This is a genomic window from Salinicola socius, assembly GCF_001937195.1.
Classification (GTDB): domain Bacteria; phylum Pseudomonadota; class Gammaproteobacteria; order Pseudomonadales; family Halomonadaceae; genus Salinicola; species Salinicola socius.
Genome location: NZ_MSDO01000027.1, coordinates 1 through 25,833 on the forward strand (window position 1 = coordinate 1; position 25,833 = coordinate 25,833).

28 protein-coding genes are annotated in these 25,833 nt (G+C 62.1%); 3 read left to right on the forward strand and 25 right to left on the reverse strand.

Annotated elements, in window-relative coordinates:
- Positions 1-709, forward strand: a 709-nt coding sequence (locus BTW07_RS16935) for a beta-ketoacyl synthase N-terminal-like domain-containing protein (RefSeq protein ID WP_279626550.1), incomplete at its 5' end; no start/stop codon positions are given.
- A 92-nt stretch (positions 710-801) separates the two neighbouring features.
- Here BTW07_RS16935 and BTW07_RS16940 read toward each other — a convergent pair.
- Both BTW07_RS16940 and BTW07_RS16945 read right to left on the reverse strand, forming a co-directional pair.
- Entirely contained in the window at positions 802-1,560 is a 759-nt protein-coding gene (locus BTW07_RS16940; protein ID WP_075571366.1) for a lysophospholipid acyltransferase family protein, read from the reverse strand.
- Positions 1,557-2,471: a sugar nucleotide-binding protein gene (locus BTW07_RS16945; protein WP_075571367.1), complete on the reverse strand. Its 915-nt coding sequence runs from the start codon at positions 2,469-2,471 to the stop codon at positions 1,557-1,559. The genes BTW07_RS16940 and BTW07_RS16945 overlap by 4 nt, the downstream gene beginning before the upstream one ends.
- A gap of 191 nt (positions 2,472-2,662) precedes the next feature.
- On the opposite strand from BTW07_RS16945, the gene BTW07_RS16950 reads away from it, so the two are divergent.
- On the forward strand, positions 2,663-3,544 hold the full coding sequence (locus tag BTW07_RS16950) for an SMP-30/gluconolactonase/LRE family protein (RefSeq protein ID WP_075571368.1): 882 nt from the start codon (positions 2,663-2,665) through the stop codon (positions 3,542-3,544).
- 57 nt (positions 3,545-3,601) lie between these two features.
- On the opposite strand, the gene BTW07_RS16955 is transcribed toward BTW07_RS16950, so the two are convergent.
- The 7 genes from BTW07_RS16955 to BTW07_RS16985 all read right to left on the reverse strand — a co-directional run bounded on the left by BTW07_RS16955 (position 3,602) and on the right by BTW07_RS16985 (position 14,405).
- Complete coding sequence (locus BTW07_RS16955; protein ID WP_075571369.1) at positions 3,602-5,695, reverse strand: OPT family oligopeptide transporter; 2,094 nt, start codon at positions 5,693-5,695, stop codon at positions 3,602-3,604.
- Positions 5,696-5,888: 193 nt separating this feature from the next.
- The gene (gene pgaD / locus BTW07_RS16960) at positions 5,889-6,377 is read right to left on the reverse strand and encodes a poly-beta-1,6-N-acetyl-D-glucosamine biosynthesis protein PgaD (RefSeq protein ID WP_075571370.1); all 489 of its coding nucleotides are present in this window, start codon (positions 6,375-6,377) and stop codon (positions 5,889-5,891) included.
- A 14-nt stretch (positions 6,378-6,391) separates the two neighbouring features.
- On the reverse strand, positions 6,392-7,678 hold the full coding sequence (gene pgaC / locus BTW07_RS16965) for a poly-beta-1,6-N-acetyl-D-glucosamine synthase (protein ID WP_075571371.1): 1,287 nt from the start codon (positions 7,676-7,678) through the stop codon (positions 6,392-6,394).
- Entirely contained in the window at positions 7,675-9,885 is a 2,211-nt protein-coding gene (gene pgaB, locus BTW07_RS16970; RefSeq protein ID WP_158025890.1) for a poly-beta-1,6-N-acetyl-D-glucosamine N-deacetylase PgaB, read from the reverse strand. The genes pgaC and pgaB overlap by 4 nt, the downstream gene beginning before the upstream one ends.
- Before the next feature lie 23 nt (positions 9,886-9,908).
- The gene (pgaA, locus tag BTW07_RS16975; RefSeq protein WP_158025891.1) at positions 9,909-11,984 is read right to left on the reverse strand and encodes a poly-beta-1,6 N-acetyl-D-glucosamine export porin PgaA; all 2,076 of its coding nucleotides are present in this window, start codon (positions 11,982-11,984) and stop codon (positions 9,909-9,911) included.
- 404 nt (positions 11,985-12,388) lie between these two features.
- The gene (locus BTW07_RS16980; RefSeq protein WP_075571373.1) at positions 12,389-12,988 is read right to left on the reverse strand and encodes a single-stranded DNA-binding protein; all 600 of its coding nucleotides are present in this window, start codon (positions 12,986-12,988) and stop codon (positions 12,389-12,391) included.
- A 34-nt stretch (positions 12,989-13,022) separates the two neighbouring features.
- Complete coding sequence (locus BTW07_RS16985; RefSeq protein WP_075571374.1) at positions 13,023-14,405, reverse strand: MFS transporter; 1,383 nt, start codon at positions 14,403-14,405, stop codon at positions 13,023-13,025.
- Positions 14,406-14,566: 161 nt separating this feature from the next.
- Here BTW07_RS16985 and uvrA point away from each other — a divergent pair, with 161 nt between their 5' ends.
- The gene (gene uvrA / locus BTW07_RS16990; protein ID WP_075571375.1) at positions 14,567-17,419 is read left to right on the forward strand and encodes an excinuclease ABC subunit UvrA; all 2,853 of its coding nucleotides are present in this window, start codon (positions 14,567-14,569) and stop codon (positions 17,417-17,419) included.
- A 171-nt stretch (positions 17,420-17,590) separates the two neighbouring features.
- Here the strand turns inward: uvrA and rplQ are convergent, their stop codons facing one another.
- From rplQ to rplX, 16 genes are all read right to left on the reverse strand, one after another.
- The gene (gene rplQ, locus BTW07_RS16995; RefSeq protein WP_075571376.1) at positions 17,591-17,977 is read right to left on the reverse strand and encodes a 50S ribosomal protein L17; all 387 of its coding nucleotides are present in this window, start codon (positions 17,975-17,977) and stop codon (positions 17,591-17,593) included.
- Between the two features lie 96 nt (positions 17,978-18,073).
- Positions 18,074-19,072 carry a DNA-directed RNA polymerase subunit alpha gene (locus BTW07_RS17000; RefSeq protein ID WP_075571408.1) on the reverse strand — a complete coding sequence of 333 codons (999 nt, stop codon included), beginning with the start codon at positions 19,070-19,072 and terminating at the stop codon, positions 18,074-18,076.
- 81 nt (positions 19,073-19,153) lie between these two features.
- Entirely contained in the window at positions 19,154-19,774 is a 621-nt protein-coding gene (gene rpsD / locus BTW07_RS17005; RefSeq protein ID WP_075563665.1) for a 30S ribosomal protein S4, read from the reverse strand.
- Between the two features lie 12 nt (positions 19,775-19,786).
- Positions 19,787-20,173 carry a 30S ribosomal protein S11 gene (rpsK, locus tag BTW07_RS17010; RefSeq protein ID WP_009723883.1) on the reverse strand — a complete coding sequence of 129 codons (387 nt, stop codon included), beginning with the start codon at positions 20,171-20,173 and terminating at the stop codon, positions 19,787-19,789.
- 36 nt (positions 20,174-20,209) lie between these two features.
- Positions 20,210-20,566, reverse strand: a complete 357-nt coding sequence (gene rpsM, locus BTW07_RS17015; protein WP_075571377.1) for a 30S ribosomal protein S13 — start codon at positions 20,564-20,566, stop codon at positions 20,210-20,212.
- A 132-nt stretch (positions 20,567-20,698) separates the two neighbouring features.
- Positions 20,699-20,812 (reverse strand): 50S ribosomal protein L36, encoded by a 114-nt coding sequence (rpmJ, locus tag BTW07_RS17020; protein ID WP_031384759.1) that lies wholly within the window; start codon positions 20,810-20,812, stop codon positions 20,699-20,701.
- Positions 20,813-20,842: 30 nt separating this feature from the next.
- Positions 20,843-22,177, reverse strand: coding sequence for a preprotein translocase subunit SecY (gene secY, locus BTW07_RS17025; RefSeq protein WP_075571378.1), 1,335 nt, complete (start codon positions 22,175-22,177; stop codon positions 20,843-20,845).
- Positions 22,178-22,612 carry a 50S ribosomal protein L15 gene (gene rplO, locus BTW07_RS17030; protein WP_075571379.1) on the reverse strand — a complete coding sequence of 145 codons (435 nt, stop codon included), beginning with the start codon at positions 22,610-22,612 and terminating at the stop codon, positions 22,178-22,180.
- 3 nt (positions 22,613-22,615) lie between these two features.
- Positions 22,616-22,798: a 50S ribosomal protein L30 gene (gene rpmD / locus BTW07_RS17035; protein WP_075571409.1), complete on the reverse strand. Its 183-nt coding sequence runs from the start codon at positions 22,796-22,798 to the stop codon at positions 22,616-22,618.
- 6 nt (positions 22,799-22,804) lie between these two features.
- On the reverse strand, positions 22,805-23,305 hold the full coding sequence (gene rpsE, locus BTW07_RS17040; RefSeq protein ID WP_075571380.1) for a 30S ribosomal protein S5: 501 nt from the start codon (positions 23,303-23,305) through the stop codon (positions 22,805-22,807).
- An 11-nt stretch (positions 23,306-23,316) separates the two neighbouring features.
- Positions 23,317-23,667 carry a 50S ribosomal protein L18 gene (rplR, locus tag BTW07_RS17045; protein WP_075571381.1) on the reverse strand — a complete coding sequence of 117 codons (351 nt, stop codon included), beginning with the start codon at positions 23,665-23,667 and terminating at the stop codon, positions 23,317-23,319.
- A 9-nt stretch (positions 23,668-23,676) separates the two neighbouring features.
- Positions 23,677-24,207: a 50S ribosomal protein L6 gene (gene rplF / locus BTW07_RS17050; protein WP_075571382.1), complete on the reverse strand. Its 531-nt coding sequence runs from the start codon at positions 24,205-24,207 to the stop codon at positions 23,677-23,679.
- A 9-nt stretch (positions 24,208-24,216) separates the two neighbouring features.
- The gene (gene rpsH / locus BTW07_RS17055; RefSeq protein WP_075571383.1) at positions 24,217-24,609 is read right to left on the reverse strand and encodes a 30S ribosomal protein S8; all 393 of its coding nucleotides are present in this window, start codon (positions 24,607-24,609) and stop codon (positions 24,217-24,219) included.
- 31 nt (positions 24,610-24,640) lie between these two features.
- A complete protein-coding gene (rpsN, locus tag BTW07_RS17060) occupies positions 24,641-24,946 on the reverse strand; it encodes a 30S ribosomal protein S14 (RefSeq protein ID WP_075571384.1) in 306 nt (101 codons plus the stop codon).
- Between the two features lie 10 nt (positions 24,947-24,956).
- On the reverse strand, positions 24,957-25,496 hold the full coding sequence (rplE, locus tag BTW07_RS17065) for a 50S ribosomal protein L5 (RefSeq protein ID WP_071230717.1): 540 nt from the start codon (positions 25,494-25,496) through the stop codon (positions 24,957-24,959).
- An 18-nt stretch (positions 25,497-25,514) separates the two neighbouring features.
- Positions 25,515-25,832, reverse strand: coding sequence for a 50S ribosomal protein L24 (gene rplX, locus BTW07_RS17070; protein ID WP_075571385.1), 318 nt, complete (start codon positions 25,830-25,832; stop codon positions 25,515-25,517).
- Position 25,833: the final 1 nt, after the last annotated feature.

Sequence of the window (25,833 nt, forward strand, 5' to 3'; positions counted from 1 at the left end):
TGCCGTCGAGCAGATCCAGCTCGGCAAGCAGGACGTGGTCTTCGCCGGTGGCGGCGAGGAGGAGCACTGGACGCTGTCGTGTCTGTTCGATGCCATGGGCGCACTGACCACTCACTACAACGACACGCCGGAAAAGGCCTCGCGCCCTTACGACGTGGATCGCGACGGCTTCATCATTGCCGGCGGCGGCGGGATGCTGGTGGTGGAAGAACTCGAACATGCCAAGGCTCGCGGTGCCAGGATCTATGCCGAGATCACCGGCTACGGCGCCACTTCCGACGGTCATGACATGGTGGCCCCCTCCGGCGAAGGGGCGGCGCGCTGCATGCGTCAGGCGCTCGCGGGTCTCGACGGCAAGGTCGACTACGTCAACACCCACGGCACTTCGACGCCGGTGGGCGACGTGGCCGAGCTCAAGGCGATTCGCGAAGTGTTCGGCGACAGCACGCCGGCGATGAGCTCGACCAAATCGCTGACCGGCCACTCGCTGGGCGCAACCGGCGTGCAGGAGGCGATCTACTCGCTGTTGATGATGCAGAACCGTTTCATCTGCGCGTCGGCCAATATCGACACGCTCGACGAGCAGGCCGACGGTTTCGATATCGTTCGCCAGCGACGCGACGATGTCGACATCAAGCGAGTGCTTTCCAACAGCTTCGGCTTCGGTGGCACCAATGCCTGCCTGGTGCTGGATCGCTTCGAAAGCTGATCGCCGACATCATCGCTGCCAATGCAAAAGGCGCCCCGCGGGGCGCCTTTTTTGGCTCGTTCTAAGTGAGGTCCAGCTGCCGGAGAATGGGGTCAGGACGGCAGCTCTGCCGGCGGCGCCCTTTCCGGCAGCGGTGGACGCGGCACTTCGGAAATCTCGTCCAGCGTGCGCTCGATCCAGGCTTCCATCTCGGCCATCACGTCTTCGGGCCGGCGCCCGACGGTGGCGATCGGTTCTCCCACCACCACGTTGAGCACGCCCGGCTGCTTGATCCAGTGGCGTCCCCAGCGCTCGCCGGCATTATGGGCGACTGGCAGCACCGGCACTCCCGTGCGACACGCGATCACCGCACCGCTCTTGTTGAAGCGGCGACGCTCTCCCGGCGGCACCCGGGTACCCTCGGGGAAGATCAGCACCGACAGCCCTTCTTCCAGCCGCTGCCTGCCATGGGAAAGCACCTGGCGCATGGCCGCCGATGGCTTCGAGCGATCCAGCGGGATCGGTTTGAGCAGACGCACGCCCCAGCCGAACAGAGGAATGGTGAGCAGCTCCTTCTTGAGCACGGTACAGATCGGCGTCTTGAGCAATTGCAGGTAGACGGTCTCCCACTCGCTCTGGTGATTGGCCAGTACCACGCAGGGCCCGTCGGGCACCCGTTCGCGTCCCTCCACGCGATAGCGAATGCCGCAGGTCAGCGACAGCCAGGTGACGATGAATCGGTTATGGCAGTTGAACAGCCGAAATCGCGCGCGTACCGGCAGCATCAGGCCAAGAGGTAGCATCACCAGGCCGGAGACCAGGATCGCCAGAAAATAGCCGATATAGAAGATCACACTACGAAAGACTTTCATGCGCGGGCCGCTTCTCCTCTGCTGCTGTCTCGGCTGCCATTGTCGGCCTCATCGTGATCGGGATAGTGCTGCTGACACCAGGCGTCCAGCATCAGTCCCAGCTCCAGCCGCCAGGACTTCTGATGGATCCCGAAGACATCGAGTAGCCGTCGGCAGTCGAGCACCCGCCGCAGCGGCGTATCATGATGCTGGTTGAGCGCCTGTAACTCCCCAAGCGCCGGTGATGCGCCCACGCCCTCGAGGCGGGTCGCCAGCTGAGTCCGGACGACCGAGCAGAAGGTGAAGACGCTGACCGGCTCCGTGCCGCAGAGATGGTAGGTGCCCCAGGCGCCGGCACCACTGTCGAGCTGCAGCAGCATGCCCGTGATGGCACGCGCGGCGGCCATGACCGACGTCGGGCAGAGCACCAGATCCTGAGTCGCTCGCACCGACTCGCCGCGCACCAGCGACTCGATCAACTCACTCAGCCAGGCATCCTCACCCTCGAGACCGAACAGCGGCCCCAGACGCAATATGAGGTGTCGAGGATGGTGGCGCACGCGCTGGCCGACCTCGACCAGACGGCGCATTGCCGCGTCCCGCGGTTGCGGCAGAACGGTCTCGTCGATAGGGCTTTCCGCACCATCTTCGTAGAGCGTATCCGATACGCCCCAGACCAGCGGGATCCCGAGTGTCTGGCACGCCTCGAGCAACGCTTCGACCCGATCGGCATGACGATAGACCGCCGCCGGCTCGCAGTGGCCGGGATCCGCCAGAGGCGGCACGATCACGGCATCCGGTGCTATCTCGGTCAGCACGCCGACGTCCACCACGGCGGGCGCCGGCAGGTACGCGATATCACCACGCTGCACCGCGGTGCCCCGCAGCGCCAGATTCAGGCAGTGCTCCGCTTGCAACACCAGACACTTCACGATGGCACCTCGACACGCCTCATCGCCTTGGAATCCTTACTCGTTTGGAAAACCATATTCCCATCGTCGACACCGGCACTATGATAACCAAGGCAGTGACAACGGAAGCACTGAACACCTCGGAATCGATCATGACCGAGATCGATACCGGTAAAATATCGACTGCCACCTAGCCAATCATGGAGACCATCATGCACAAGGACGTCACCGTCATCTGGAACGTCGGCGCCGAACTCGGCGAGGGCCCCATCTGGTCCGACAGCCTCGATGCCCTGCTGTTCGTCGATATTCGCCAAGCCAGAATTCACGCCTACTTTCCCGATGGCGGCGAACGCCAGAGCTGGGATCTCGACGAGGCCTGCTGCTGGCTGTTGCCCCGCGAGGGCGGCGGCTTCGTCGCCGGCCTGCTGTCCGGCGTGGTCGAACTCGACCTCGATGCCGATGGGCCTCGCATCGGCAAACGTCTGACGCCGATCGAGTGGCTGCCCGCCGGCGACCGCCTCAACGACGCCAACAGCGATACCCACGGCCGGCTGTGGTTCGGCTCCATGGACAATGACGAGGCCGAGGTCCGCGGCCACCTGTTTCGTCTCGATAGCCGTGGCCTGGTCGAGATGGACAGCGAGTACCACGTCACCAACGGGCCCGCCATCAGCCCTGACGGTGCCACACTTTATCATAATGACAGCGCGCGCCAGATCGTGTTCGCGTTCGATCTCGACGACCGGGGCGAATTGTCGAACCGACGCCAACACATCCGGCTCGCGCCCGGTGCCGGCTATCCGGACGGGATGACCTGCGACCGCGAGGGCGGCCTGTGGATCGCCCTTTGGGACGGCGGGCGCATCGCCCGCTACCACGCCGACGGCTCGCTCGATCGCGAGATCGCGCTACCCGTCTCCCGGCCCACCTCGTGCATCTTCGCCGGCGAGGCGCTGGATCGCCTGTTCGTCACATCGGCTGCCACCGGCTGCCCCGACGAGCCCATGGCCGGTGCGCTGTTCGAAATCGAGGTCGACATCGGCGGCATCGCGACCACCCCCGTGATCATGCCCAACGATTCGTCTCTTTAACCCGGCACAGCGACGGGCTCGACCGGCAGGATCAGGAGTCGACCGAAAGCATCGGGATCACCCGGCCCTGGGTAGCGCCAGCACGCGCCGATAGAAGCCGAGGCAGACGACGACGAATGCCACCAGCCCCAGCCACCGGGCGGTACTGGCGAAGTCGTCGCCGACCAGCGCCAGCGGCGCCGGCGCCCCGCTCATGCCGATGACGCCGGCCAGCAGCACGCCGACCAGGCTCTCGCCAACGATCAATCCTGAAGCGAGCAGCACGCCGCGCTGGCGAGGCTGCGCCGAGGCACGCTCGACGTCCTCGCCCCGCGCCAGCGCGCGGGCCCGCAGCCGACGGTCGATCAACCAGCCCAGCACGGCGCCGATCACCAGCGGCATGTTGATGCTCGGCGGCAGATAGATACCGATCCCCACGGCCAGCACCGGCAGGCGTGCGGTGCCGCCGCGTTTGCGCAACCCTTCGTCGACGGCGATCAATGCAGCACCGATCGCCAGCCCGATGATGATCATCGTCCACTCGAGATCGTGGGAGAACACCCCCCGCACGATGGCCGTCATCAGCGATGCCTGCGGCGCCGCCAGCGCCTGGGCAGGATCCATGCCATCCCGCGGCATCGCCCCGACGAACCCGTAGGCGTTGTAGAGCAGCGACAGCACCGGCGGAATCACCATCGCCCCGACCAGGCAGCCGATGATCAACGCCACCTGCTGGCGCCAGGGCGTGGCCCCGACCAGATACCCCGTCTTGAGATCCTGCAGATTGTCGTTGGAGATCGCCGCCACGGCGAGAATGACGGAGGTCACGAACAGCGCCAGCGCCGTGGGCAGCATCCGCGCGACGCCGGGGTCCAGCGCATCGAAGGCATCGCTGATGGCGGTGAAGCCGAGCAGCAACAGCGATACCAGAATCACCGCGACGATACCGATTCCCGAGATCGGGCTGCTCGACGACCCCACCAACCCGGCCATGTAGCCGCAGGCAGCGGCGATCAGAAAGCCGAACACGCCGGCGAATACCACGCTACCCAGCGTCAACGTCCAGAATGCCCCGCCGGCCAGCTGCGGCGCGGCCTCATGCAGGAAGATCGCGAATACTCCGGTCAGCAACAGCAGTAGTACGCCAGTCAGCGCCAGAATGATGCCTGCCGGCAGATCACGCTCGGTGCGCGGCTGATCTCGGAAGCCCCCCTGATCCCCCCGCACCGCGCCGAACGAGGTGCGCATGCCGACCAGCATCGGCTTGAACAGCGTCGCCAGAGTCCATACCGCGGCGATACCGATGGTACCGGCACCGATGAATCGCACCTTGTCGGACCATAACGCCATGCCGGCATCGGCCAGCGACTGCCCCGGCCCCAGCGGCGTGATGCTGGTCAACCACGGGACCGCAACGCCCCAGGCGATCAGGGTGCCGATCAGCATCGCCATGCCGCCGACGATACCGACCAGATAGCCCGCGCCGACCAGCGCCAGCGAAAACCCGGTGGAGAGCTGAAACGCCGCGCGCCCCGCCGAGAACCAGACGCTGACACTGTCCGCCAGCACTCGCAGGCCACCACTGGCGATCGAAAACGCCGCGGCGACGATACCGCCCAGCAGAATCTCCCGGGCACCCGGTTCACCGGCAGACTTGTCGTCATCATTGCGCGAATCGTCCAGCTTGGCCGCACCCGACGTTTCCGGCGCCGATGAATCGCGGCTGCCGACTTCGAGGATCTCGGCGGCGGCAATCCCTTCCGGATAAGGAAGATCGCTCTGCACCACCATTACCCGGCGCAGCGGAATCGTGTAGAGCACCCCGAGAATGCCGCCGATCGCGCAGATTGCCGTGGTCTGCCAGAAAGGGAAACCCTGCCAGTAGCCGATCATCAATAGCCCCGGCAACACGAAGATGATGGCAGAGAGCGTTCCGGCCGCCGAGGCCTGGGTCTGAACCATGTTGTTCTCGAGCTTGTTGGCACCGGCCACACGCCGCAGAACGGCCATCGAAATGACGGCGGCCGGAATCGCCGAGGCAAAGGTCAGCCCGACCTTGAGACCCAGATAGACATTGGAGGCGGTGAACAACAGCGTAATGAGCGCACCGAGAATGACGCCCCGCAGCGTCAGCTCGGGGAGGCGGGCCTCATCGGGGATACGTTGTGGCATGGAGAGACTCTTGACGTGAGGGGCCGACGGAAAAGCAGTGCGCCTTCGCCGATGAGGGCGAAGGCGCAGTCACAGCGCACCCCATTAGCAGTACGCGCAAATCATTAGATGACTATCGAGAGCGGTATTCTAGAACCCCCCGCCTTCCGCGTCGAGGCCATCATATCGATGCCGTGCCTGACGGCAGGGCGCCTCAAACCTCCTCATGCCTCGCCGAGCGGATGATATTGCCTTTCGCGTCGTGTTCGAGCGTCACGCTGCGGGCGCGTTGCAGCTCGGCGACCTGAGCCGAGTTCACGCCAAAGGAAAGCGCCAGTTTTTCAGGCGTCACCGGGGAAGCCGGCTGTCGACGGTCGGCATGTCGGAAGCGGCGATAGTTGTAGAACGCCCAGACCAGCAGCGCGGCACCGGCCAGCACGATGGTGGCCGCGTAGATCGCCAGCGACGCCCAGGCATGACCATGATTGTCGATGACATAGGTGTCGAATCGGTGCACGCCGAAGATCCAGCTGCCGATCGTGGCCAGCGGCAGAAGCAGGTAGAGCCACAGCATCCAGCCGATGCCTGCCACCAGCGCGAAGACGCTTCGCTGGCGACGCGACTGCAGGTCGGGACGATGGATGATTCGAGGCAGCCTGACGGCGCCCCGCTGTCTGTGGAGGTCATGAGGAAACTCTTGCATGGCGATACGTCCTGTCAGGGTTGAATGCCGCGATCCGGACTTTTCCAGCGCGCCCGCTGGCGGCGTGAGGCCAGCAGCGTCTTGGGCACGGCAACGACGGCGGTCAAGGTCGACAGCACCCAATACAGCAGCGGATACCAGATGACCCAGAAATAGTGGCGTAGAAATCCCGCACGTTCGTAGCGCTGGTCGATGCTCAGGCTGACCAGAAACTGGATCAGGCAGGTGGCACCCAGCAGCAGCCCGTTCCACTGCGGCAACAGCGTGGCGACCTGCCAGCGCGGCGGCAGCGGCATGAACCATCCGATGCAGAACAGGACGGCAATGGCGAGCATCACGTATGCCCATATCAGGCTGGTGAGGTACTCGAGCGCGACGCCCCAGAAGCGACGCTGGCGCCACGCGAGCAGACGTCTGCCATAGCGCAGCATCACCTCTACCCCGCCCTGGGCCCAGCGCAGCCTCTGCTGCCACAGCCCTTTCAAGGTTTCCGGCATATAGATGTAGCAGAGCGCTTCGGGCTCGAAGCGAATATCCCAATGGTTGATCTGGAGGCGCCAGGAGACGTCGATATCCTCGGTCACCATGTCGGAACGCCAGTAACCGATGCTATCCAGCGCCGCGCGATTGAAGCCCGTGATTACCCCGGAGACGGTGAAGATACGACCGTAGGTCCGCTGCGCCCGCTTGATCAGGCCGATGATAGAGGAGAACTCGCCTACCTGGATTTTGCCCAGTAGCGTCGAGCGATTGAGAATGCGCGGATTGCCGGTCACCGCGCCGACGCGCGGCCCGCCGGTGAGATGCTGCATCATCCAGTAGACGGCAAACGGGTGAAGCAGCGCATCGCCGTCGATGCACACGAGATAGTCCGAGGGCGCCGCCAGCGCGCCGGCACGCAGCGCCACCGCCTTGCCCTGGTTGGTCGCGAAATGAATCACGCGCAGGCGTTCATGCTGCTCGGCCAGACGGTCGAGGATCGCCCCGGTGTCATCATGGCTGCCGTCGTTGACCGCGATGACATCGAAATGCGGATAGCGGGTAGCCAACGCATAGCGGATCGTCTGCTCGACCTGATCCGCCTCGTCGAAGCAGGGAATGATGATGCTGGCATGGGGCGCATCGGAGCTCAGCGTTTCCAGTCGCGGGGTCATGTCTCTGCCACGCTCGCGACGCAGATAGAACCACAGCCCACCGGTAATCCACATCCAGGCCATGAAGATCGGATAGTAGAACGCGAAGCCGAACATCACGTCCCGCCAGTCGATGGCCACGATCCAGGCTTCGATATCGGCGATCATGGCTGACTCCGGAGAGGGGAAGTTGAGTAGGGAAATTCGTTGAGGCTCATGCCCTCGAATGTCGGCTGAAACGCCGGTTTGCCGGTGATGAAGTCATCCGGGTAATAAGCGAGATTCAATCCGCCGCGGCGCACGAGCTGCTGCATCCAGCCCTGGAAGCGTTGCGGTTCGATCCAGCGCTCACGCGCCCAATCGTATGCCTGCAATTCGAACACCGTCCTGTCGAGCCCGTCGGGATAGCGCATCACCTGATCGATCAGCGCATTCAACCACTGGCTGGCCGTATCGCCGTCACGCGTCATGTCCGCCTGATCGAGATACGGCATCGCCATCAGCGCCACTTCGTCGTAACTCTCGAGGAATGGCCCCAACGCTTGGGCGAAACGCGACTCGGCATCGGGATCGAGCACCACTCGCGGGTAGATATTGCGCGCCACTCGGAAGCGATGGCTCAGATTGACGTATTCACGGGCACCGGCGACCGCCTGGCGACTGAAGTCGATCAGCGCTCGGGTCTTGTCGCGAGCGCTCAAGCCACAGTCGGTCAGCACCTGCTGAGTGCCGGGCCACCGCGCTTCGGGGGTGCAGGCCTGTGCGTCCTCGTCGGCAGCCAGGTAGGCATCGTCGTGAATCAAGATGCCGTTGATGCCCGATGTGTTGCGGGCCAGATCGGCATAGATCCCGCGAACGATCGACAGCGTAGCGGGGCGAAACGGGCTCAGCCGGCGATAATCGCGATCGGCGGCCTGACTGTCGCCGTCGGCGCCATGCGCTCTCACCGCCAGCCGCTGCTGGCGTTCTTCATCCGGCAGATCGAAGGCGAGCAGCGGCAACCAGGCGTAGACCTCGACGCCGGCTCGGGTCTTCAGCTGCCAGGCGACGCGGTTGAACAGATCGGCACGCATCGGTAGCGAGTGGTTGGGGAAGTAGAGCGACGAGGCCGTGCCGTCGCCATCCGGATCGGCGAAGGCCTGCAGGTAGACCGTGCGCACTTGCATGGCCTGGATTCGATCCAGCAAGGCGCTGAGATTGGCATTGACCTGATCGGGGTCCGGGTCGTAGAGATAGTCGAGATCCACCTGAACGGCGCGCTGTATCCGCTTGGGCGGCGCGACCGTCTGGGCGATCTGGGACTCGATGGCGACCGGATCGGGATCGTCCATGACCAGAAACCGGCCGAAATCGGGTCCGCTCGATGGCGTCGACAGGCGCTGATCGCCAAGGCTGAAGGTAAATCGGTAGCCCGCCTTCCTCGCGATCGCCTCGGTGACGGCATTGGTAGCGCCGTAAGGCCAGACCAGCGTTCGCGGTCGAATGCCGGTGTGTTCCTCGATGATATCGGCACTGCGAACCAGATCGTCATGCACTCGCCGTCGATAGTCGACATCGCTCTCGTATTCGCCGCTCGACGCATCGTACTGCCGCGTCAGCGCCGCAGGCTCGACGTTACCCTGCGGGTTGGCCGAAATGCCGCGGTGAAGATCGTCGGTATGCGACGCCACTTCCACCAGCCCGGACGCCTGCATCTCGCGCACCTGCCGCCAGTCGACGAAGCCGGCACTTCCTCGCCCGCGACCGTTGTAACGCACCTCGTTGTCGGTCTCGTCGCCGCCATCACCGCGGATGACGGCGCCCTCGTCGAGCGGCGAGGTCACCGGATCGGTATCGGCCGCGGCCACGGTATCGCCGCGACTGACACGCTCGATCCAGCCGGTCTCCACTGCGAACAGCGCCGGGTAGTCGAATGCCAGCAGCAGCGGAAAGGCTCGGGTGTAGAAGCTTTCCAGCCCATCATCGAAGCTCAGCAGAACCGCATTGTGCGGCAGTACTCGCTCGCCGTTACGAGCCGCCTGGATATCGTCCAGCGACACCGGATGCCAATCGTTGACCGCCAGCCAGTCGAACAGCGATGCCAGCCGCTCGGTGCTGACGGCGTAGGGGTCGTGATCCACGGCGGGCTGCGCATCGTCGCGGACGTCGTGGAATGCCAGCGTCACGAATTGGCCGGCCGGAATCTGCAGTGTGGCCATCTTCGACGACGCCTCGCCCAGGCCACGGATCTGCATAGCGGTCGCTGTCCCGGCCGAAGCGCCGGTCGATCCGACGGCCGGTACTTCGGTAGCGGCGCCGGCCTGCGCCGGTGCCGGCGGAATCGAGCCTGCCGCCAGCGCCACTGCCAGCAGGGATCGGATGCAGGTCGACCGCATCAACTGACTCATCATAGCGCCCATCACAGCACCCCCTCGAAACCGAACTGGCCCAGCCAACGCCGCTCGCGCTCGCCCTCGTAATCGTGTTGTCCCCAGCCGACGCCATAATGGATCGACCAGGTTCGGGTCAGTTGCCAGGTGTGACCGTAAGTGACGTCGTAACCCGCTGCGCTGCCGTAGCCGCGCTCCCATTCGGAGGCTGCGCCCAACGTCAGATTCTGGGTGAAGGCGTGGTTGTAACGGCGCCAGGTCAGCCAGTCGTGCTCGAGAGCCAACCCCATCGAACGGGTATCCTCGGGGTTGTAGTAATCCGCCTCGGATTGGCTGTTGTGCTCGGCGGAGAGCGAGCCGATCAGTCGCGTCTGATGATGGGCACTGGCCTGAATGCGCTGGGTCAGATCGGCCGCGGCGTCGCTTCGCAGGTTGCCGTCGCTGATATCCAGCGCTCCCAGTGTCAGCGTGGCTTCACGCGACTCGTTCTGACGCCAGGTCAACTGCGCCTGATAGAGCCGCCCATCCAGATCATCGCGCTCCGCACGCAATGGTGTTTCGGGGGACTGGGTCTGGGTTCGCAGCTGGTACTGCCAGCGATCATCGAGCCACTGCGACCAGCCGAGTTCGAGCCCAAGATCGTGGCTGAAATGCTCTCCACTCAGCCCCGCCCACCAGTGACGACGCAGCCATTGGCGCTCCACGCCGCCCCCCTCGCGGTCGTGACGCTCGGTACCCTCGTCGTAGTCGCCCCAGCGGTAAGACTGCTCGACGTAAGCGCGATAGCCACCCTCGCTCCATGGGGAGTTCAGCCGAAGCTGGTACTCACCATCCTGGCTGCCGTTGACGGCATTGCCACCGTGGGATCGGCCGAAGCTGCCCTGCCCCTCGAGGGAGAAATGCTGGCGGTCCTGCCACTCGAGGCGGTTACGCCGAATCGCGCTATCGGTCGGAAACTGCGCCGCCAGTGGCTCGATGGTGTGTTGCCAGCGCGGGAAGTTCTCGAGGTCCTGAGCATTTTCGGCAATGTTCAGCCGGGTGGCCTGATCGCCGGGGGCGTAGGCAGCCGCCAGCTCAGCGGTTGCCTGGGCCTGTTCATACCAACCTCTCGAACGCTGGGCGGTAGCCAGACCATCGATTACGTCGGTGTTGCGCGGCGCCTGACGATAGAGCCCTCTGGCCTGCTCGAGAGCCGCTGCCTCGTGATGACGGTAAGTGGCATCGAGCACTCGCAGACGGTCGACTTCGCTACGCTCCCAGTTCGGCACCGGCGAGGCCGTCGCATTCGGGCGCGAGCGCCAGATCGGTGTGTCGATGTCCATCTGCGCCAGCACTTCGCCCGCGGCGGCGTAGTTCTCGCTCTCGATCAGCGCGTAGTAGTAACCGGTGCGCACGGACAGCGGCGCTTGAGGATTGGCATCGATCGCGTTGCGGTAGAGTTCTGCCGCGACCTCCGGCTGGCGACGCGCCAGATAGGCATCGCCAACGGCACCCTTGGCATAGCTCGGAACGACAATCGAGTCACGCTGCAAGGCACGGTAGTCTGCAATCACGGCGTCGAAGCGATTCAGTTGGCGCAGCACGATCAGGCGGTCGACACGAGTGCGCTGGCGAGCTTCGCTTGCGGCGGGGAAGCGTTCGAGATTGGCATTCAGCGTCTCGAGCGACTTGACCAACTCGAGATTGCTCGTCGCATAGCGATGTCGTCGCTCGAGACGGGCCTGCTCCTGCGTGCCATCGCGAATCGCCGCCGTTGCCACGTCGGCGTGGAAGCGCTCCTGCGTGGCCTGCGGCCAATCGGGCCGATACTGCTCACGCAGCTGATCGGCGCGGCGATGCGCGCCCAGATTGGCCAGGCTGGAAATCCGGGTCTGAATGGCCTGCGGGTTGTCCGGTGCGTACGCCAGCACCCGCTGGGCGAGGCGCAGTGCCGTCGCCGGGTGCCCCTGCTGCCGCTGGCGCTCCGCGATACCGGCCAGATCATCGGCATTGGGTTGCCCCCTGGGACCGGGACGAACGTCGTTACCGTAGGCTGATGCCGGCGTGTCGATCGCCGGCAGGCGGCCGCCCGGAAAGCGTTCGGCGGCCTCAGCCGAAGGCGTCAATAGTGACAGGAGACCAAGTGCGAGCGGCGCAAGAGAATAAAAAGCGCTGTCGCGGACACGGCCAGAATCGCCACGAGAGACCGTCGAAAGGTCAAGACCTTCGACAGCTCGCGCGGCTCGACCGCGGAAGCAGGATGTTCGCATTACAGGATTGAACCACCGTTATTTCCGTTAAGACTCTGATACGAGAGCACTCAAATCCCTGAGTGTGGTGCAGACAAGCGAGGTCAACTTAGAGACAAATGGGGTTTCTTACAAATTAGTAAACAATCATATATTTATGTATTTCGAACGCCTCGGCCAGATCCCGGAAACGACGACGCCCCGCGTCGCGGGGCGCCGAGGTGACGGCCGACGAGTGGGTCGGCCGCACGGCTTCTCTCAAACGTTTTTTCAGATGACCGCTAGAACGGGATTTCGTCGTCGAAATCGTCGAAGCTACCCGGATTGGGCGCGCCGTAATTGGGGTTCTGGTTGGGCTGCGGCGCCGGCTGACCCTGCTGCGGTGGGCGCTGTCCCTGAGCCGGGCGCTGCTGGGGCGGCTGTTGCGGCTGCGCGTTGCCACCCTGCTGCGGTGACGACTGATCGTAGCCGCCCTGGTCATACCCACCCTGGGCCGCTCCACCATACTGACCCTGGGGCTGGTAGTCACCGCCCTGGCCACCGCCACGGGAATCCAGCATCTGCATGTCGTTACCAACGATTTCGGTCGAGTAGCGATCCTGACCGTCCTGGCCCTGCCATTTACGGGTCTGGAGGCGGCCTTCGATGTAGATTCGCGAGCCTTTCTTCACGTACTGCTGGGCGATTTCCGCCAGTTTGTTGAACAGCACCACACTGTGCCATTCCGTGCGCTCCTGGCGCTGGCCGCTCTGACGGTCGGTCCAGCTATCGGTGGTGGCGATGCGCAGGTTGCACACCGGATTTCCCGAAGGCAGGAAGCGAACTTCCGGATCCTGTCCCAGGTTGCCGATCAGGATGACTTTGTTTACACCTCGGGCCATCGTTGTCTCCTCGCATTCCTGCGTTGCGACGCGTTCACGCGTCGGTTCGTTGCCATTGATTACCTGCGATACTGGCCAGCGCCTCGACATCCAGGTGCTGGCGGTCGACCTTGAGATAGGCCACCTGCTCTTCGGGCACGACCATGACGTCCTCGACACCGGTCACCGAGGCAAAGCGCTCGAGTAGTGTATCGAGCCTGTCCATGGATTGCTCGTCGAGTGCAATGATCTCGCTGGAGAGGTGGCGGGGTGCCGGCATTTTCCAGACCACGGCCAGCCAGACCGCACCGACCGCCGCCGCCCCCAGAAAGACACTTTGCACGCCGAAGCCTTGCGACAGTGCGCCACCCAGCGTACCGCCGAGAAAGGCGCCAAAGAACTGACTGGTCGAATAGACGCCCATGGCAGTGCCCTTGGCACCGGCCGGGGCCAATTTGCTGATCATCGAGGGTAACGTTGCCTCCAGAAGATTGAAGACCACGAAAAAGCCCCAAAGTAGAGTAACCAGCGTCACCCGATCCGTGGCGAGTTCGCCGAAACCGAGCAGAATCAGCGTCATTGCCGCGACGGCACCGACGAAGATGGGCTTCATCTGGCGATACTTCTCGGCCACGATGACCAGCGGAATCATGCCGAGGAAGGCCAGCGCCATCACCGGCAGGTATACCCAGCCGTGGTCTGCCGGCGCGAACCCCAGGGCCTCGAGCCGAAACGGCAGCGCCGTGAAGCAGGCGGTCAGGATCAGATGCAGCGCGAAGATCGAGAAGTCCAGCCGTAACAGATCGCTCTGGCCGAGCGTCGCCCGCAGCTGGCGGCGATCGATGCCGACATCGCGATGCGACATGCGCCGCGGCGCCTTCGGCACCAGCTTCCATAAAATCAGCAATCCGCAGGCGGCCAGCGCCGCCGTGAACCAGAATACCCCGGCGAGCCCGCCGATGTCCGCTATCAGCGGCCCGGCGACCATGGCCACTGCGAACGCCACGCCGATGGAGAGCCCAATGGTAGCCATCGCCGCGGTGCGGATCTCTTCACGCGTCTGATCCGCCAGCAGGGCCATGATGGCACCGGCAACGGCACCGCTCCCCTGCAGGCAGCGGCCGATGATGATGCCGGTGATGGAGGTGGCATTGGCGGCGACGATACTGCCGATGATGAACAGGACGATGCCGCCGCCAATGACCGCCTTGCGGCCGATGCGGTCAGATAACAGCCCGAAGGGAATTTGCAGGAGCGCCTGGGTCAGGCCGTAGCCGCCCAGCGCCATGCCGACCAGCAAGGGCGTCGCACCCTCGAGATGATCGGCATACAGCGCCAGCACCGGCAGGACCATGAACAGGCCCAGCATGCGCGAGGCATAGAGACTGGCCAGCCCGACGATGGCACGTCGTTCGGTAACGAGAAAACGAGAAGTCATGGAGGTCACAACGTTGGGTGAACTCGGTCAGCACCGAGGATGGTTCGGAATGAGCGACGCATTTTACCGCTCGCCTTCCACTAGTGAAAGCAGCCGGCTTTGCCGGGCATTTGATCCGCGACCTATAATGGTCGTTTCCCGCGTCGCAGCACGAGGTAGTCATGGACAGCATTCTGGTCAGGGGCGCACGAACCCATAACCTGAAGAACATTGATGTCGAACTGCCGCGCGACAAGTTGATCGTGGTAACCGGTCTATCCGGTTCGGGTAAGTCTTCACTCGCATTCGACACGCTTTACGCCGAAGGACAGCGACGTTACGTCGAGTCCCTGTCGACCTACGCCCGCCAGTTCCTGTCGATGATGGAAAAGCCTGACGTCGATCACATCGAAGGACTGTCGCCGGCCATCTCCATCGAGCAGAAATCGACATCGCACAATCCGCGCTCCACCGTGGGCACGATCACCGAGATCTACGACTACCTGCGCCTGCTTTTCGCCCGCGCCGGTACGCCGCGATGCCCGGATCACGACGAGGAACTGGAAGCCCAGACGGTCTCGCAGATGGTCGATCAGGTCCTGAGCTTGCCCGAAGGCAGCCGGCTGATGCTGCTGGCGCCGGTGATCAAGGGCCGCAAGGGCGAGCACCAGCAGCTGATCAGCGAGCTGCGGGCCCAGGGGTTCGTACGCGCGGTGATCGACGGTCATACCGTCGAGCTCGACGATGTGCCGGACCTCGACAAGAAGCGCAAGCACGACATCAGCGTGGTGGTCGATCGAATCAAGGTGCGATCCGATCTCCAGCAGCGCCTGGCGGAATCCTTCGAGACCGCCCTCAACCTGGCCGACGGCACCGCGATCATCCATTTCATGGATGGCGAACGGGAAGATCTGGCATTCTCGTCGCGCTTCGCCTGCCCCATCTGTGGCTATTCGCTCGCCGAGCTGGAGCCGCGGCTGTTCTCGTTCAACAACCCGGCCGGCGCCTGCCCGACCTGCGATGGCCTCGGCGTGCGTCAGTTCTTCGATCCGGACAAACTGATCAGCCATCCCGAACTCTCGCTGGCCGAGGGCGCGATCAAGGGTTGGGACCGGCGCAGCATCTACTACTTCAGCCAACTGCAGGCGGTCGCCGAACACTACCGATTCACCCTGGATACGCCCTGGAACGAGCTCGCCCGCCACGAGCGTGATCTGGTGCTCAACGGCAGCGGCAAGGACGAGGTCGCGTTCAGCTACGTCAACGACCGGGGCCGCAAGGTCACCCGCGAGCACCCGTTCGAAGGCGTGCTGCCCAATCTGGAACGGCGCTATCGTGAGACCGAATCGTCCATGGTGCGCGATGATCTCTCCAAGTACCTGGCCGTTCGCCCCTGTCCGACCTGCGACGGTGCCCGCCTCAAGCGGGAGGCGCGCCATGTCTTCGTCGACGGCAACAATCTTCCGACGCTGACCCAGATGCCGGTGGGTGAAGCCTGGAAGTATTTTGGCCAGGTGACGCTGCCCGGCCGCAAGGGCGAGATCGCGGTCAAGATCGTCCACGAGATTCACGCGCGCCTGGAGTTTCTGGTCAATGTCGGCCTCGACTACCTGACCCTGGAGCGCAGTGCCGATACGCTTTCCGGCGGCGAGGCCCAGCGCATCCGCCTGGCCAGCCAGATCGGTGCCGGCCTGGTCGGGGTGATGTACATTCTCGACGAACCCTCCATCGGCCTCCACCAGCGCGACAACGATCGTCTGCTGCGCACGCTGATCCGGCTGCGCGATCTGGGCAACACGGTCATCGTGGTCGAGCACGACGAAGACGCGATTCGTGCCGCCGACCACGTGCTGGATATCGGTCCCGGCGCCGGCGTTCACGGCGGCCAGATCGTCGCCCAGGGCACACCGCACGATATCGAGACGTCGCCGGACTCGCTGACCGGACAATATCTCTCCGGAAAACGCTGCATCGAGGTGCCGCCCTATCGAATACCGGTCAATCCGGAAAAGCAGCTGCATCTGCGCGGCGCCAGCGGCAACAACCTGCAGGATGTGGATCTGGCACTGCCGTTGGGGCTGTTCGTCTGCGTGACCGGCGTTTCCGGATCCGGCAAGTCCACCCTGATCAACTCGACGCTGATGCCGATTGCCGCGCGTGAGCTCAACCGTGCCACGACGCTCACCGCAGCGCCGTATCGCAGCATCGAGGGCCTCGAGCAGCTCGACAAGATCATCGATATCGATCAGAGCCCCATCGGGCGCACGCCACGCTCCAACCCTGCCACCTACACCGGCATCTTCACTCCGATCCGCGAGCTGTTCTCGGGGACCCAGGAAGCCCGTGCACGCGGCTACAAGCCGGGACGTTTCAGCTTCAACGTCAAGGGCGGTCGCTGCGAGGCGTGTCAGGGCGAGGGCATGATCAAGGTGGAGATGCACTTCCTGCCGGATATCTATGTCCCCTGTGACGTCTGCAAAGGCAAGCGCTACAACCGCGAGACGCTGGAGATTCACTACAAGGGCAAGAGCATCCACGAAGTGCTCGAGATGACCATCGAAGAAGCGCTGGCGTTCTTCAGCCCGGTGCCGGCGATTGCACGCCGTCTACAGACGCTGATGGATGTCGGGCTCTCCTACGTGCGTCTCGGCCAGAGCGCGACGACGCTCTCCGGCGGCGAGGCGCAACGCGTCAAGCTCGCCCGCGAGCTGGCCAAGCGCGATACCGGCCAGACGCTCTATATCCTCGATGAGCCGACGACGGGTCTACACTTCGAGGATATCCGCCAGCTGCTTGGAGTGCTGCACCGTCTGCGCGATCACGGCAACACGGTGGTGGTGATCGAACACAACCTGGACGTGATCAAGACTGCCGACTGGGTCGTCGATCTCGGCCCTGAAGGCGGCTCCGGCGGTGGACGGATCATCGCGGAGGGCACGCCGGAACAGGTAGCCACACTCGAACACTCCCACACAGGCCATTTCCTGGCCCCACTGCTGCCAGCGCCCAAGGCCCGCAAGGCCAAGCGCGCCTGAAGCCCCTACGCCGGCATGCTGCGTTGACGAGAGGGCGACACCCGCTCGTCAATGCAGCACCATCCCGTCGATGACCGCCCTTGATCGTCAGATCCCGAAATATCAGGCAAAAGAAAACCGGCTACCCAGAAGACTGGATAGCCGGTTTTTGTCGTGCCGGAAGCGTGGGACTTATTCGTCGCCAGCGGCTTCTTCAACGACCGGACGATCGACCAGCTCGATGTAAGCCATCGGGGCATTGTCGCCAGTACGGAAACCGCACTTCAGCACACGGACGTAACCGCCCGGGCGAGTGGCGTAACGCGGGCCAAGCTCGTTGAAGAGCTTGCCGACAGCTTCTTTGGAGCGGGTGCGGCTGAACGCCAGACGGCGGTTTGCCACGCTATCCTGCTTGGCCAAAGTGATCAGCGGCTCGATATGACGACGCAGCTCCTTGGCTTTGGGCAGGGTAGTCTTGATCACTTCATGCTCGACCAGCGAGATGCACATGTTCTTGAACATGGCGTGCCGATGCGAGCTGGTCCGATTCAGATGACGACCACTCTTACGATGACGCATGATTGCTATTCCTTACCAAACTGGTGATTCGAGTCGGCACGCTGGTTTCGACGCTAGGGCGACGACACCGGAGACGGAGTCCCGGCGTCATCTTCCTCAGGCGGAAGCCTTGTCGTCTTTCAAACTCGCCGGCGGCCAGTTATCCAACCGCATACCGAGTGAAAGACCGCGCGAAGCCAACACGTCCTTGATCTCGTTCAAGGACTTCTTGCCAAGGTTCGGCGTCTTGAGCAGCTCGACTTCCGTGCGCTGAATCAAATCGCCAATGTAGTAAATATTCTCGGCCTTCAAGCAGTTGGCACTGCGAACCGTGAGTTCGAGATCATCCACGGGGCGCAGAAGAATCGGATCGATCTGATCTTCTTCCTCTTCGGTTTCCTGCTCTCTGTCAGCTTCGAGGTCGACGAAGGCGGCCAGCTGTTCCTGAAGAATGGTCGCACTGCGGCGAATCGCTTCTTCGGGATCCAGAGTACCGTCAGTTTCGAGATCGATGACCAGCTTATCGAGGTCGGTGCGCTGTTCGACACGTGCAGCCTCTACCGCATACGACACGCGGCGTACGGGGCTGAATGTCGCGTCCAGCTGCAGACGACCGATGGCACGGGATTCGTCCTCGTCGGAGAGTCGCGCATCCGCTGGCTCGTAACCACGACCCCGAACGATCTTCAGCTGCATTTTCAGCTCGCTGCCGTCGTTGAGGTGAGCGATCACGTGCTCCGGATTGACGATCTCGACGTCATGACCGACGGCGATATCACCCGCAGTCATTACACCGGGGCCCTGCTTGTTCAGGGTCAGGACGGCTTCGTCGCGGCCGTGCATCCTGATGGCCACGTCCTTGAGATTCAGGAGAATCTCGATGACGTCTTCCTGAACACCCTCGATGGCACTGTACTCATGCAGTACGCCTTCGATTTCCGCTTCGACCACGGCACAGCCGGGCATCGAAGAGAGCAGGATGCGACGCAGCGCATTCCCCAGGGTATGGCCGAAACCACGTTCGAAGGGTTCCAGCACGATCTTTGCGTGATGTGCACTGACCTCTTCGACCTTGATGTCGCGGGGAAGGAGAAACTCTGTCACTGAACGCTGCATATGAACACCTTCCCAGGCTGCCAAACGAAATTCGGTACCCAATGCTGGAATCGGGCCACACGGAGCGGCCCGATATCAGACTTACTTGGAGTACAGCTCGACGATCAGGTTTTCGTTGATGTCGGCAGACAGGTCACCGCGTTCCGGGACAGCCTTGAAAGTGCCTTCCATCTTCTTCGAATCGATGTCGATCCACGTCACGTCGCCGCGATTGGCAGCGATGGACAGGGCCTGCTGGATACGGGCCTGGTTCTTGGCCTTCTCGCGAACAGACACGACGTCGCCCGGACGCACCTGATAGGACGCCACGTTGACGGTACGGCCATTGACCATAATCGCCTTGTGGCTGACCAACTGGCGAGATTCGTTACGCGTGGAGCCGAAGCCCATGCGATAAACCACGTTGTCCAGTCGGCATTCCAGCAGCTGCAACAGAGATTCACCGGTCGCCCCTTTCAGGCGAGCGGCTTCCTTGTAGTAGTTGCGGAACTGTTTTTCGAGTACGCCGTAGATACGACGCACTTTCTGCTTCTCGCGAAGCTGCAAGCCGTAGTCGGAAAGACGCTGACGGCGCTGGCCGTGCACACCCGGAATCTGCTCGGATTTGCACTTCTTCTCGAAGGGAGTGACACCGCTCTTGAGAAAGAGGTCGGTACCCTCACGACGAGACAACTTACACTTGGGTCCAAGATAACGAGCCATGAGTCTGTCTCCTTAAACGCGGCGTTTCTTCGGCGGACGGCATCCGTTGTGCGGAATCGGCGTCGCGTCAGTAATGCTCTGTACACGGAAGCCGGCGGCATTGAGCGCGCGCACGGCAGACTCACGGCCAGGACCTGGGCCCTTGACCAGCACGTCGACGTTTTTCACACCATACTCGGCTGCAGCAGTCGCTGCACGTTCACTCGCCACTTGAGCTGCGAACGGGGTGCTCTTGCGAGAACCACGAAAACCCGAACCACCGGCAGTTGCCCAGGAAAGCGCATTGCCCTGGCGGTCTGTGATCGTCACGATCGTATTGTTAAAAGAGGCGTGGATATGCGCAACCGCATCCACCACCTGCTTTTTAACCTTTTTTCGGTTGCTACGCGGGTTAGCCATGTTGATGTATCCTGATCTTAAACGCCGGAACGTTAATTACTTACGAATCGGTTTACGCGGTCCCTTACGGGTACGCGCATTGGTCTTGGTACGCTGACCACGCAGCGGTAGACCACGACGATGGCGCAGACCACGGTAGCAACCCAAGTCCATGAGACGCTTGATATTCAGCGTCACATCACGGCGAAGGTCGCCTTCTACGGTGTACTTGCCCACTTCGGTACGCAGGGTGTCGAGCTCTTCGCCTGACAGTTCCTGAACCTTGGCGGTCGGTGCGATGCCGGCAGCGACACAGATCATCTGTGCACGCGTGCGGCCAATCCCGTAGATGTAGGTCAGCGAGATCGCCGCATGCTTATTGTCCGGGATATTGACGCCTGCAATACGGGCCATCAGCTTACTCCGAATGTTGAGCGGCTTGCTCGTTTTAGTCGTCCACAAAGGGCGCAATAGCATACCCCCTGACCTCTCTCAAGGCAAGGGGTATGCCATGGCCCGCTTTTTACTCGCAACTTCAGGATCAGATCAACCCTGACGCTGCTTGTGACGAGGTTCCGTGCAAATGACACGAACCGCGCCGTTGCGCCGAATGATCTTGCAGTTACGGCACATTTTCTTTACAGAAGCTCGAACTTTCATCGTTCTCTCCAAATGCTCTCTGGCGGAGGCTCAGCGCGTCAGGCCGCCGCTACCGTAGCCCTTCAGGTTCGATTTCTTCATCACCGATTCATACTGATTCGACATCAGGTGTGACTGAACCTGGGCCATGAAGTCCATGATTACCACGACCACGATCAGCAGCGAGGTACCCCCGAAGTAGAACGGCACCTGCCAGGCCACCACCAGGAACTGCGGCATCAACGAGACCAGTGTGATGTAGAGCGCCCCGAACAGCGTCAGACGCGTCATCACCTTGTCGACGTAGCGCGCCGTCTGCTCTCCCGGACGAATCCCCGGCAAAAAGGCACCGGACTTCTTCAGGTTGTCGGCGACATCTCTCGGATTGAACACCAACGCCGTGTAGAAGAAGCAGAAGAACAGCACTGCCGCGGCGAACAGGATGATGTACAGCGGCGCACCGGGTGCCAGCTGTTGCGAGGCCACCTGTAGCCACTCGAAACCATCGCTCTGACCCAGCCACTGACCGATGGAACCCGGGAACAGCAGGATACTGGACGCGAAGATTGGCGGAATCACACCCGCCATGTTGACCTTCAACGGCAGATAGCTGCTCTGTCCGGCGTACATCTTGTTGCCCACCTGCCGGCGAGGATAGTTCACCGTAATACGACGTTGGCCTCGCTCGATGAACACCACAAAAGCGACGGTGGCGATACCGAGAATCGACAGCGCCAGCAAGGGCAGCACGTTCCAGGCTCCATCGTTACGAGCGAGCTCGAACGACTGACCGATCGCATTGGGCAAGCCCGCCACGATCCCGGAAAAGATGATCAACGAGATACCGTTGCCGATACCCTTCTCGGTAATCTGCTCGCCCAGCCACATCAGGAATACGGCACCGGCCACGAACGTCACGATCGCCGTGAAGTAGAAGCTGATGTCGCCCGAATAGGCAACGCCCTGACTGACCAGACCAACTGACATGCCCGTCGCCTGAATCAATGCCAGCAACACCGTACCGTAGCGCGTGTACTGGTTGATCTTGCGGCGCCCGGCTTCGCCTTCCTTCTTCAGCGCTTCGAGCTGAGGCGATACCGCGGTCAGAAGCTGCATGATGATCGACGCGGAGATGTACGGCATGATCCCCAGCGCGAAGATACTCATGCGCTGCAGCGCACCCCCCGAGAACATGTTGAACATGCCCAGGATGGTGCCCTGGTTCTCCCGAAACAGGGCAGCCAGCTGGTCAGGATCGATGCCGGGGACGGGGATGTGGGCACCAATGCGGTACACCACGATCGCGATAAAGACGAAACGCAGGCGTGCCCACAGCTCGCTGAGACCACTACCCATGTTCGCCGGCATGTTTCCTGACTTAGCCATTTAGTCCTCTACTTTGCCACCGGCCGCTTCGATCGCAGCACGCGCACCTTTGGTGACCTTGAGGCCACGCACGGTAACTGCCTTGCTCAGCTCGCCGGAAAGAACGACCTTGGCGTACTCGGTAGCATTCTTGAGTACGTTGGCTTTCTTCAGGCTAGCGAGATCGGCGACGTCGCCATCGACCTTGGCCAGCTCGGCCAGGCGGACTTCTTCGGACACCAGCGACTTGGCCGAGGTGAAACCGAATTTCGGCAGACGACGCTGCAAGGGCATCTGACCACCCTCGAAGCCCGGCTTGACCGAGCCACCGGAGCGGGACTTCAGACCCTTGTGGCCGCGGCCACCGGTCTTGCCCAGACCAGAACCGATACCGCGTCCCACACGCTTTTCAGCATGCTTGGAACCCGGGGCCGGGCTTAAGTCATTAAGTTTCATGGATTACTCTCCCTCGATTCGAACAAGGTAGTTGACCTTGTTGATCATGCCGCGAACGGCGGGGGTGTCTTCCAGCTCGACCGAGTGCCCAATTCGACGCAGACCGAGACCGGTCATCGTCGCCTTGTGCTTCTGCAGGACACCAATGGTGCTGCGGGTCTGAGTGATTTTGATCGTCTGTGCCATGGTCACTTACCCCGCCAGCTCTTCGACAGACAGGCCACGCTTGGCGGCGATGTCATCCCGAGATTGCATGGATTCAAGCCCCTTGATGGTGGCGCGAACCACGTTCACCGGGTTGGTGGAACCGTAGCACTTGGCCAGAACGTCATGCACACCCGCCAGTTCTAGCACGGAACGCATGGCGCCACCGGCGATGATGCCGGTACCTTCGGAAGCCGGCTGCATATAGACCTTGGACGCACCGTGACGGGCGCGAACCGGGTACTGCAGCGTGCTGCCGCTGAGGCTGACCTTGACCATGTTGCGGCGAGCCTGGTCCATGGCTTTCTGAATCGCAACAGGCACTTCACGTGCCTTGCCGCGACCGAAGCCGACCCGGCCGTTGCCATCACCAACGACGGTCAGGGCGGTGAAACCGAAGATACGGCCACCCTTGACCACCTTGGCGACGCGGTTGACCTGCACCAACTTCTCTTGCAGATCTCCGCCCTTCTGTTCGTTATTCGCCATCGTTAAACCCTTTAGAATTGCAGACCGCCTTCGCGTGCGGCATCAGCCAATGCCTTGACACGCCCGTGGTACTGGAACCCAGCGCGGTCGAAGGCCACTTTAGAGATGCCGGCATCCTTGGCGCGCTCGGCAATCAGAGCACCCACCTTGGCAGCCGCGTCAGCGTTGCCCGTGGCACCTTCGCGCAAATTCTTGTCCAGCGTGGAAGCGCTGGCCAGGACCTTGCCGCCGTCCGGTGAGATGATCTGCGCATAGATGTGTCGCGGGGTGCGGTTGACGCACAGGCGAAACACACCCAAATCGCGGATCTTGGCACGGGCGCGGCGGGCACGACGGAGACGAGATTCTTTCTTCGCGTTCATAACCCTGCCTTACTTCTTCTTGGCTTCTTTGCGGCGGACACGTTCGTCGCTGTACCGAACCCCTTTGCCCTTGTAGGGCTCCGGCGGACGGAACGCACGAATTTCCGCTGCCACCTGACCGAGCTTCTGCTTGTCCGCGCTTTTCAGCACGATCACAGTGTTCTTCGGCGTTTCCGCCGTGACACCTTCGGGCAGTGTGTAATCGATCGGGTGTGAGAAACCGAGTGTTAGGTTCAGCGTCTTGCCACTAGCCTGGGCACGATAGCCGACGCCATTGATTTCCAGCGACCGAGTGAAACCCTCGGAAGCGCCGGTGACCATGTTCTGGACCAGGGCACGCGTGGTGCCGACCATGGCCCATGTCTTCGCCGTTTCGCTCGGGGCGAAAACCAGCTGACCGTCTTCCTGAGTGATCTTCACGTCGGGATGCACGGTCAGTTCAAGCGTGCCCTGGCCGCCCTTGACGGACAGCTGGTCGCCGTCGAACTTCGCTTCGACGCCGCTGGGCAGTTTAACCGGATACTTGGCTACGCGAGACATTTCTCACTCCTAGAATACGGTGCAGATGACTTCACCACCGACACCCGCCTGGCGTGCGGCACGATCGGTCATGACACCTTGGGAGGTGGTGACGATCGCCACACCCAGACCGTCCGCGACCTTGGGCAGTTCACCTTTGCCCTTGTAGATCCGCAGTGACGGCTTGGACATACGCTGGATGTGCTCGATAACCGGCTTGCCCTCGAAATACTTGAGGGTCACGGTCAGCTCAGGCTTGGCGCCTTCGGTGACCGCGATATCGGTGATATAGCCTTCCTGCTTGAGTACGCGGGCCACTTCAATCTTGAGCTTGGAAGACGGCATGGTAACCGTCTCCTTGGTGGCCATCTGCGCATTGCGAATACGAGTAAACATATCCGCTAGAGTGTCTTGCATGCTCATTACATTGCGCTCCTGAATTCCTCGACGTGGCTTACCAGCTGGACTTCTTCAGCCCAGGGACATCGCCACGCATGGCAGCTTCGCGCAGCTTGTTACGGGCCAGTCCGAACTTGTTGTAGTAACCGTGCGGACGACCGGTAATGCGGCAGCGATTGCGCTGACGGACCTGACTGGAGTCCCGCGGCAACTGCTGCAGCTTCAGCTGAGCGTCAAAGCGCTCTTCATCAGAAGCGTTGACGTCATAAATGACGGCTTTGAGCGCGGTACGCTTGGCGGCGTATTTGTCGACCAGCTTCGCGCGCTTGAGCTCACGCTCAATCATGCTTTTCTTTGCCATGAATCCACCCTTATTGCTTGAACGGGAAGTTCAGCGCGCTGAGAAGCGCACGACCTTCTTCGTCGGTGATGGCGCTGGTCGTGATGGTGACATCCAGACCCCGAATCCGGTCGATCTTATCATATTCGATCTCCGGGAAGATGATCTGCTCACGTACGCCCATGGAGTAGTTACCACGGCCGTCGAAGGATTTCGGGTTCAGACCGCGGAAGTCACGTACGCGAGGAATCGCGATGTTGACCAGCCGATCCAGAAATTCCCACATCCTCTCGCGGCGCAGCGTCACCTTGACGCCAATCGGCCAGCCTTCGCGGACTTTGAAGCCTGCGATGGACTTGCGCGCCTTGGTTACCACCGGCTTCTGACCGGAGAGCTTCTCCAGGTCGCCGATGGCGTTGTCGATCAGCTTTTTGTCGCTGGTCGCTTCGCCGATGCCCATGTTCAGCGTCACCTTCGTGATCCGGGGCACCTGCATAACGTTGGCATAGCTGAACTGCTCTTTGAGCTGAGCCATGACTTCGTTTTGATAACGTTCTTTCAAGTTCGCCATTTTGCTACCCGACTCGCGTTAGGCGTCGATCTGCTTCTGCGTCGACTTGTAGATACGTACCTTGGTACCGTCATCCTGTAGCTGAAAGCCGACGCGATCCGCTTTGCCGGTTTCCGCGTTGAAGATGGCTACATTGGACGCATGGATCGGAGCCTCACGCTCGACGATACCCCCCGGGTTGCCAGCCATAGGATTGGGCTTGGTGTGGCGCTTGATCATGTTCACGCCCGAAACGACATAGCGGTCGTTTTCGAGAACGCGCTTGATCGTGCCACGCTTGCCCTTGTCCTTGCCGGCGATGACGATGACTTCGTCGTCACGTTTGATCTTGTGCATA

Excerpts from the sequence above, each read along its gene's own strand:
- BTW07_RS16955 (WP_075571369.1), bottom strand. The coding sequence starts at position 5,695 with ATGCCACAACGTATCCCCGATGAGGCCCGCCTCCCCGAGCTGACGCTG.
- pgaB (WP_158025890.1), bottom strand. The coding sequence starts at position 9,885 with ATGCGGTCGACCTGCATCCGATCCCTGCTGGCAGTGGCGCTGGCGGCA.
- rplE (WP_071230717.1), bottom strand. The coding sequence starts at position 25,496 with ATGGCGAACTTGAAAGAACGTTATCAAAACGAAGTCATGGCTCAGCTC.
- uvrA (WP_075571375.1), top strand. The coding sequence starts at position 14,567 with ATGGACAGCATTCTGGTCAGGGGCGCACGAACCCATAACCTGAAGAAC.
- secY (WP_075571378.1), bottom strand. The coding sequence starts at position 22,177 with ATGGCTAAGTCAGGAAACATGCCGGCGAACATGGGTAGTGGTCTCAGC.
- rpsK (WP_009723883.1), bottom strand. The coding sequence starts at position 20,173 with ATGGCTAACCCGCGTAGCAACCGAAAAAAGGTTAAAAAGCAGGTGGTG.
- rplR (WP_075571381.1), bottom strand. The coding sequence starts at position 23,667 with ATGAACGCGAAGAAAGAATCTCGTCTCCGTCGTGCCCGCCGCGCCCGT.
- rplQ (WP_075571376.1), bottom strand. The coding sequence starts at position 17,977 with ATGCGTCATCGTAAGAGTGGTCGTCATCTGAATCGGACCAGCTCGCAT.
- rplX (WP_075571385.1), bottom strand. The coding sequence starts at position 25,832 with ATGCACAAGATCAAACGTGACGACGAAGTCATCGTCATCGCCGGCAAG.
- BTW07_RS16980 (WP_075571373.1), bottom strand. The coding sequence starts at position 12,988 with ATGGCCCGAGGTGTAAACAAAGTCATCCTGATCGGCAACCTGGGACAG.
- rplO (WP_075571379.1), bottom strand. The coding sequence starts at position 22,612 with ATGAAACTTAATGACTTAAGCCCGGCCCCGGGTTCCAAGCATGCTGAA.
- rpsD (WP_075563665.1), bottom strand. The coding sequence starts at position 19,774 with ATGGCTCGTTATCTTGGACCCAAGTGTAAGTTGTCTCGTCGTGAGGGT.
- rpmD (WP_075571409.1), bottom strand. The coding sequence starts at position 22,798 with ATGGCACAGACGATCAAAATCACTCAGACCCGCAGCACCATTGGTGTC.
- pgaC (WP_075571371.1), bottom strand. The coding sequence starts at position 7,678 with ATGATCGCCGATATCGAAGCCTGGATCGTGGCCATCGACTGGCGGGAC.
- rpsN (WP_075571384.1), bottom strand. The coding sequence starts at position 24,946 with ATGGCAAAGAAAAGCATGATTGAGCGTGAGCTCAAGCGCGCGAAGCTG.
- BTW07_RS16985 (WP_075571374.1), bottom strand. The coding sequence starts at position 14,405 with ATGACTTCTCGTTTTCTCGTTACCGAACGACGTGCCATCGTCGGGCTG.
- BTW07_RS17000 (WP_075571408.1), bottom strand. The coding sequence starts at position 19,072 with ATGCAGCGTTCAGTGACAGAGTTTCTCCTTCCCCGCGACATCAAGGTC.
- rpsM (WP_075571377.1), bottom strand. The coding sequence starts at position 20,566 with ATGGCCCGTATTGCAGGCGTCAATATCCCGGACAATAAGCATGCGGCG.
- pgaD (WP_075571370.1), bottom strand. The coding sequence starts at position 6,377 with ATGCAAGAGTTTCCTCATGACCTCCACAGACAGCGGGGCGCCGTCAGG.
- rpsH (WP_075571383.1), bottom strand. The coding sequence starts at position 24,609 with ATGAGCATGCAAGACACTCTAGCGGATATGTTTACTCGTATTCGCAAT.
- rplF (WP_075571382.1), bottom strand. The coding sequence starts at position 24,207 with ATGTCTCGCGTAGCCAAGTATCCGGTTAAACTGCCCAGCGGCGTCGAA.
- BTW07_RS16950 (WP_075571368.1), top strand. The coding sequence starts at position 2,663 with ATGCACAAGGACGTCACCGTCATCTGGAACGTCGGCGCCGAACTCGGC.
- BTW07_RS16940 (WP_075571366.1), bottom strand. The coding sequence starts at position 1,560 with ATGAAAGTCTTTCGTAGTGTGATCTTCTATATCGGCTATTTTCTGGCG.
- rpsE (WP_075571380.1), bottom strand. The coding sequence starts at position 23,305 with ATGGCGAATAACGAACAGAAGGGCGGAGATCTGCAAGAGAAGTTGGTG.
- rpmJ (WP_031384759.1), bottom strand. The coding sequence starts at position 20,812 with ATGAAAGTTCGAGCTTCTGTAAAGAAAATGTGCCGTAACTGCAAGATC.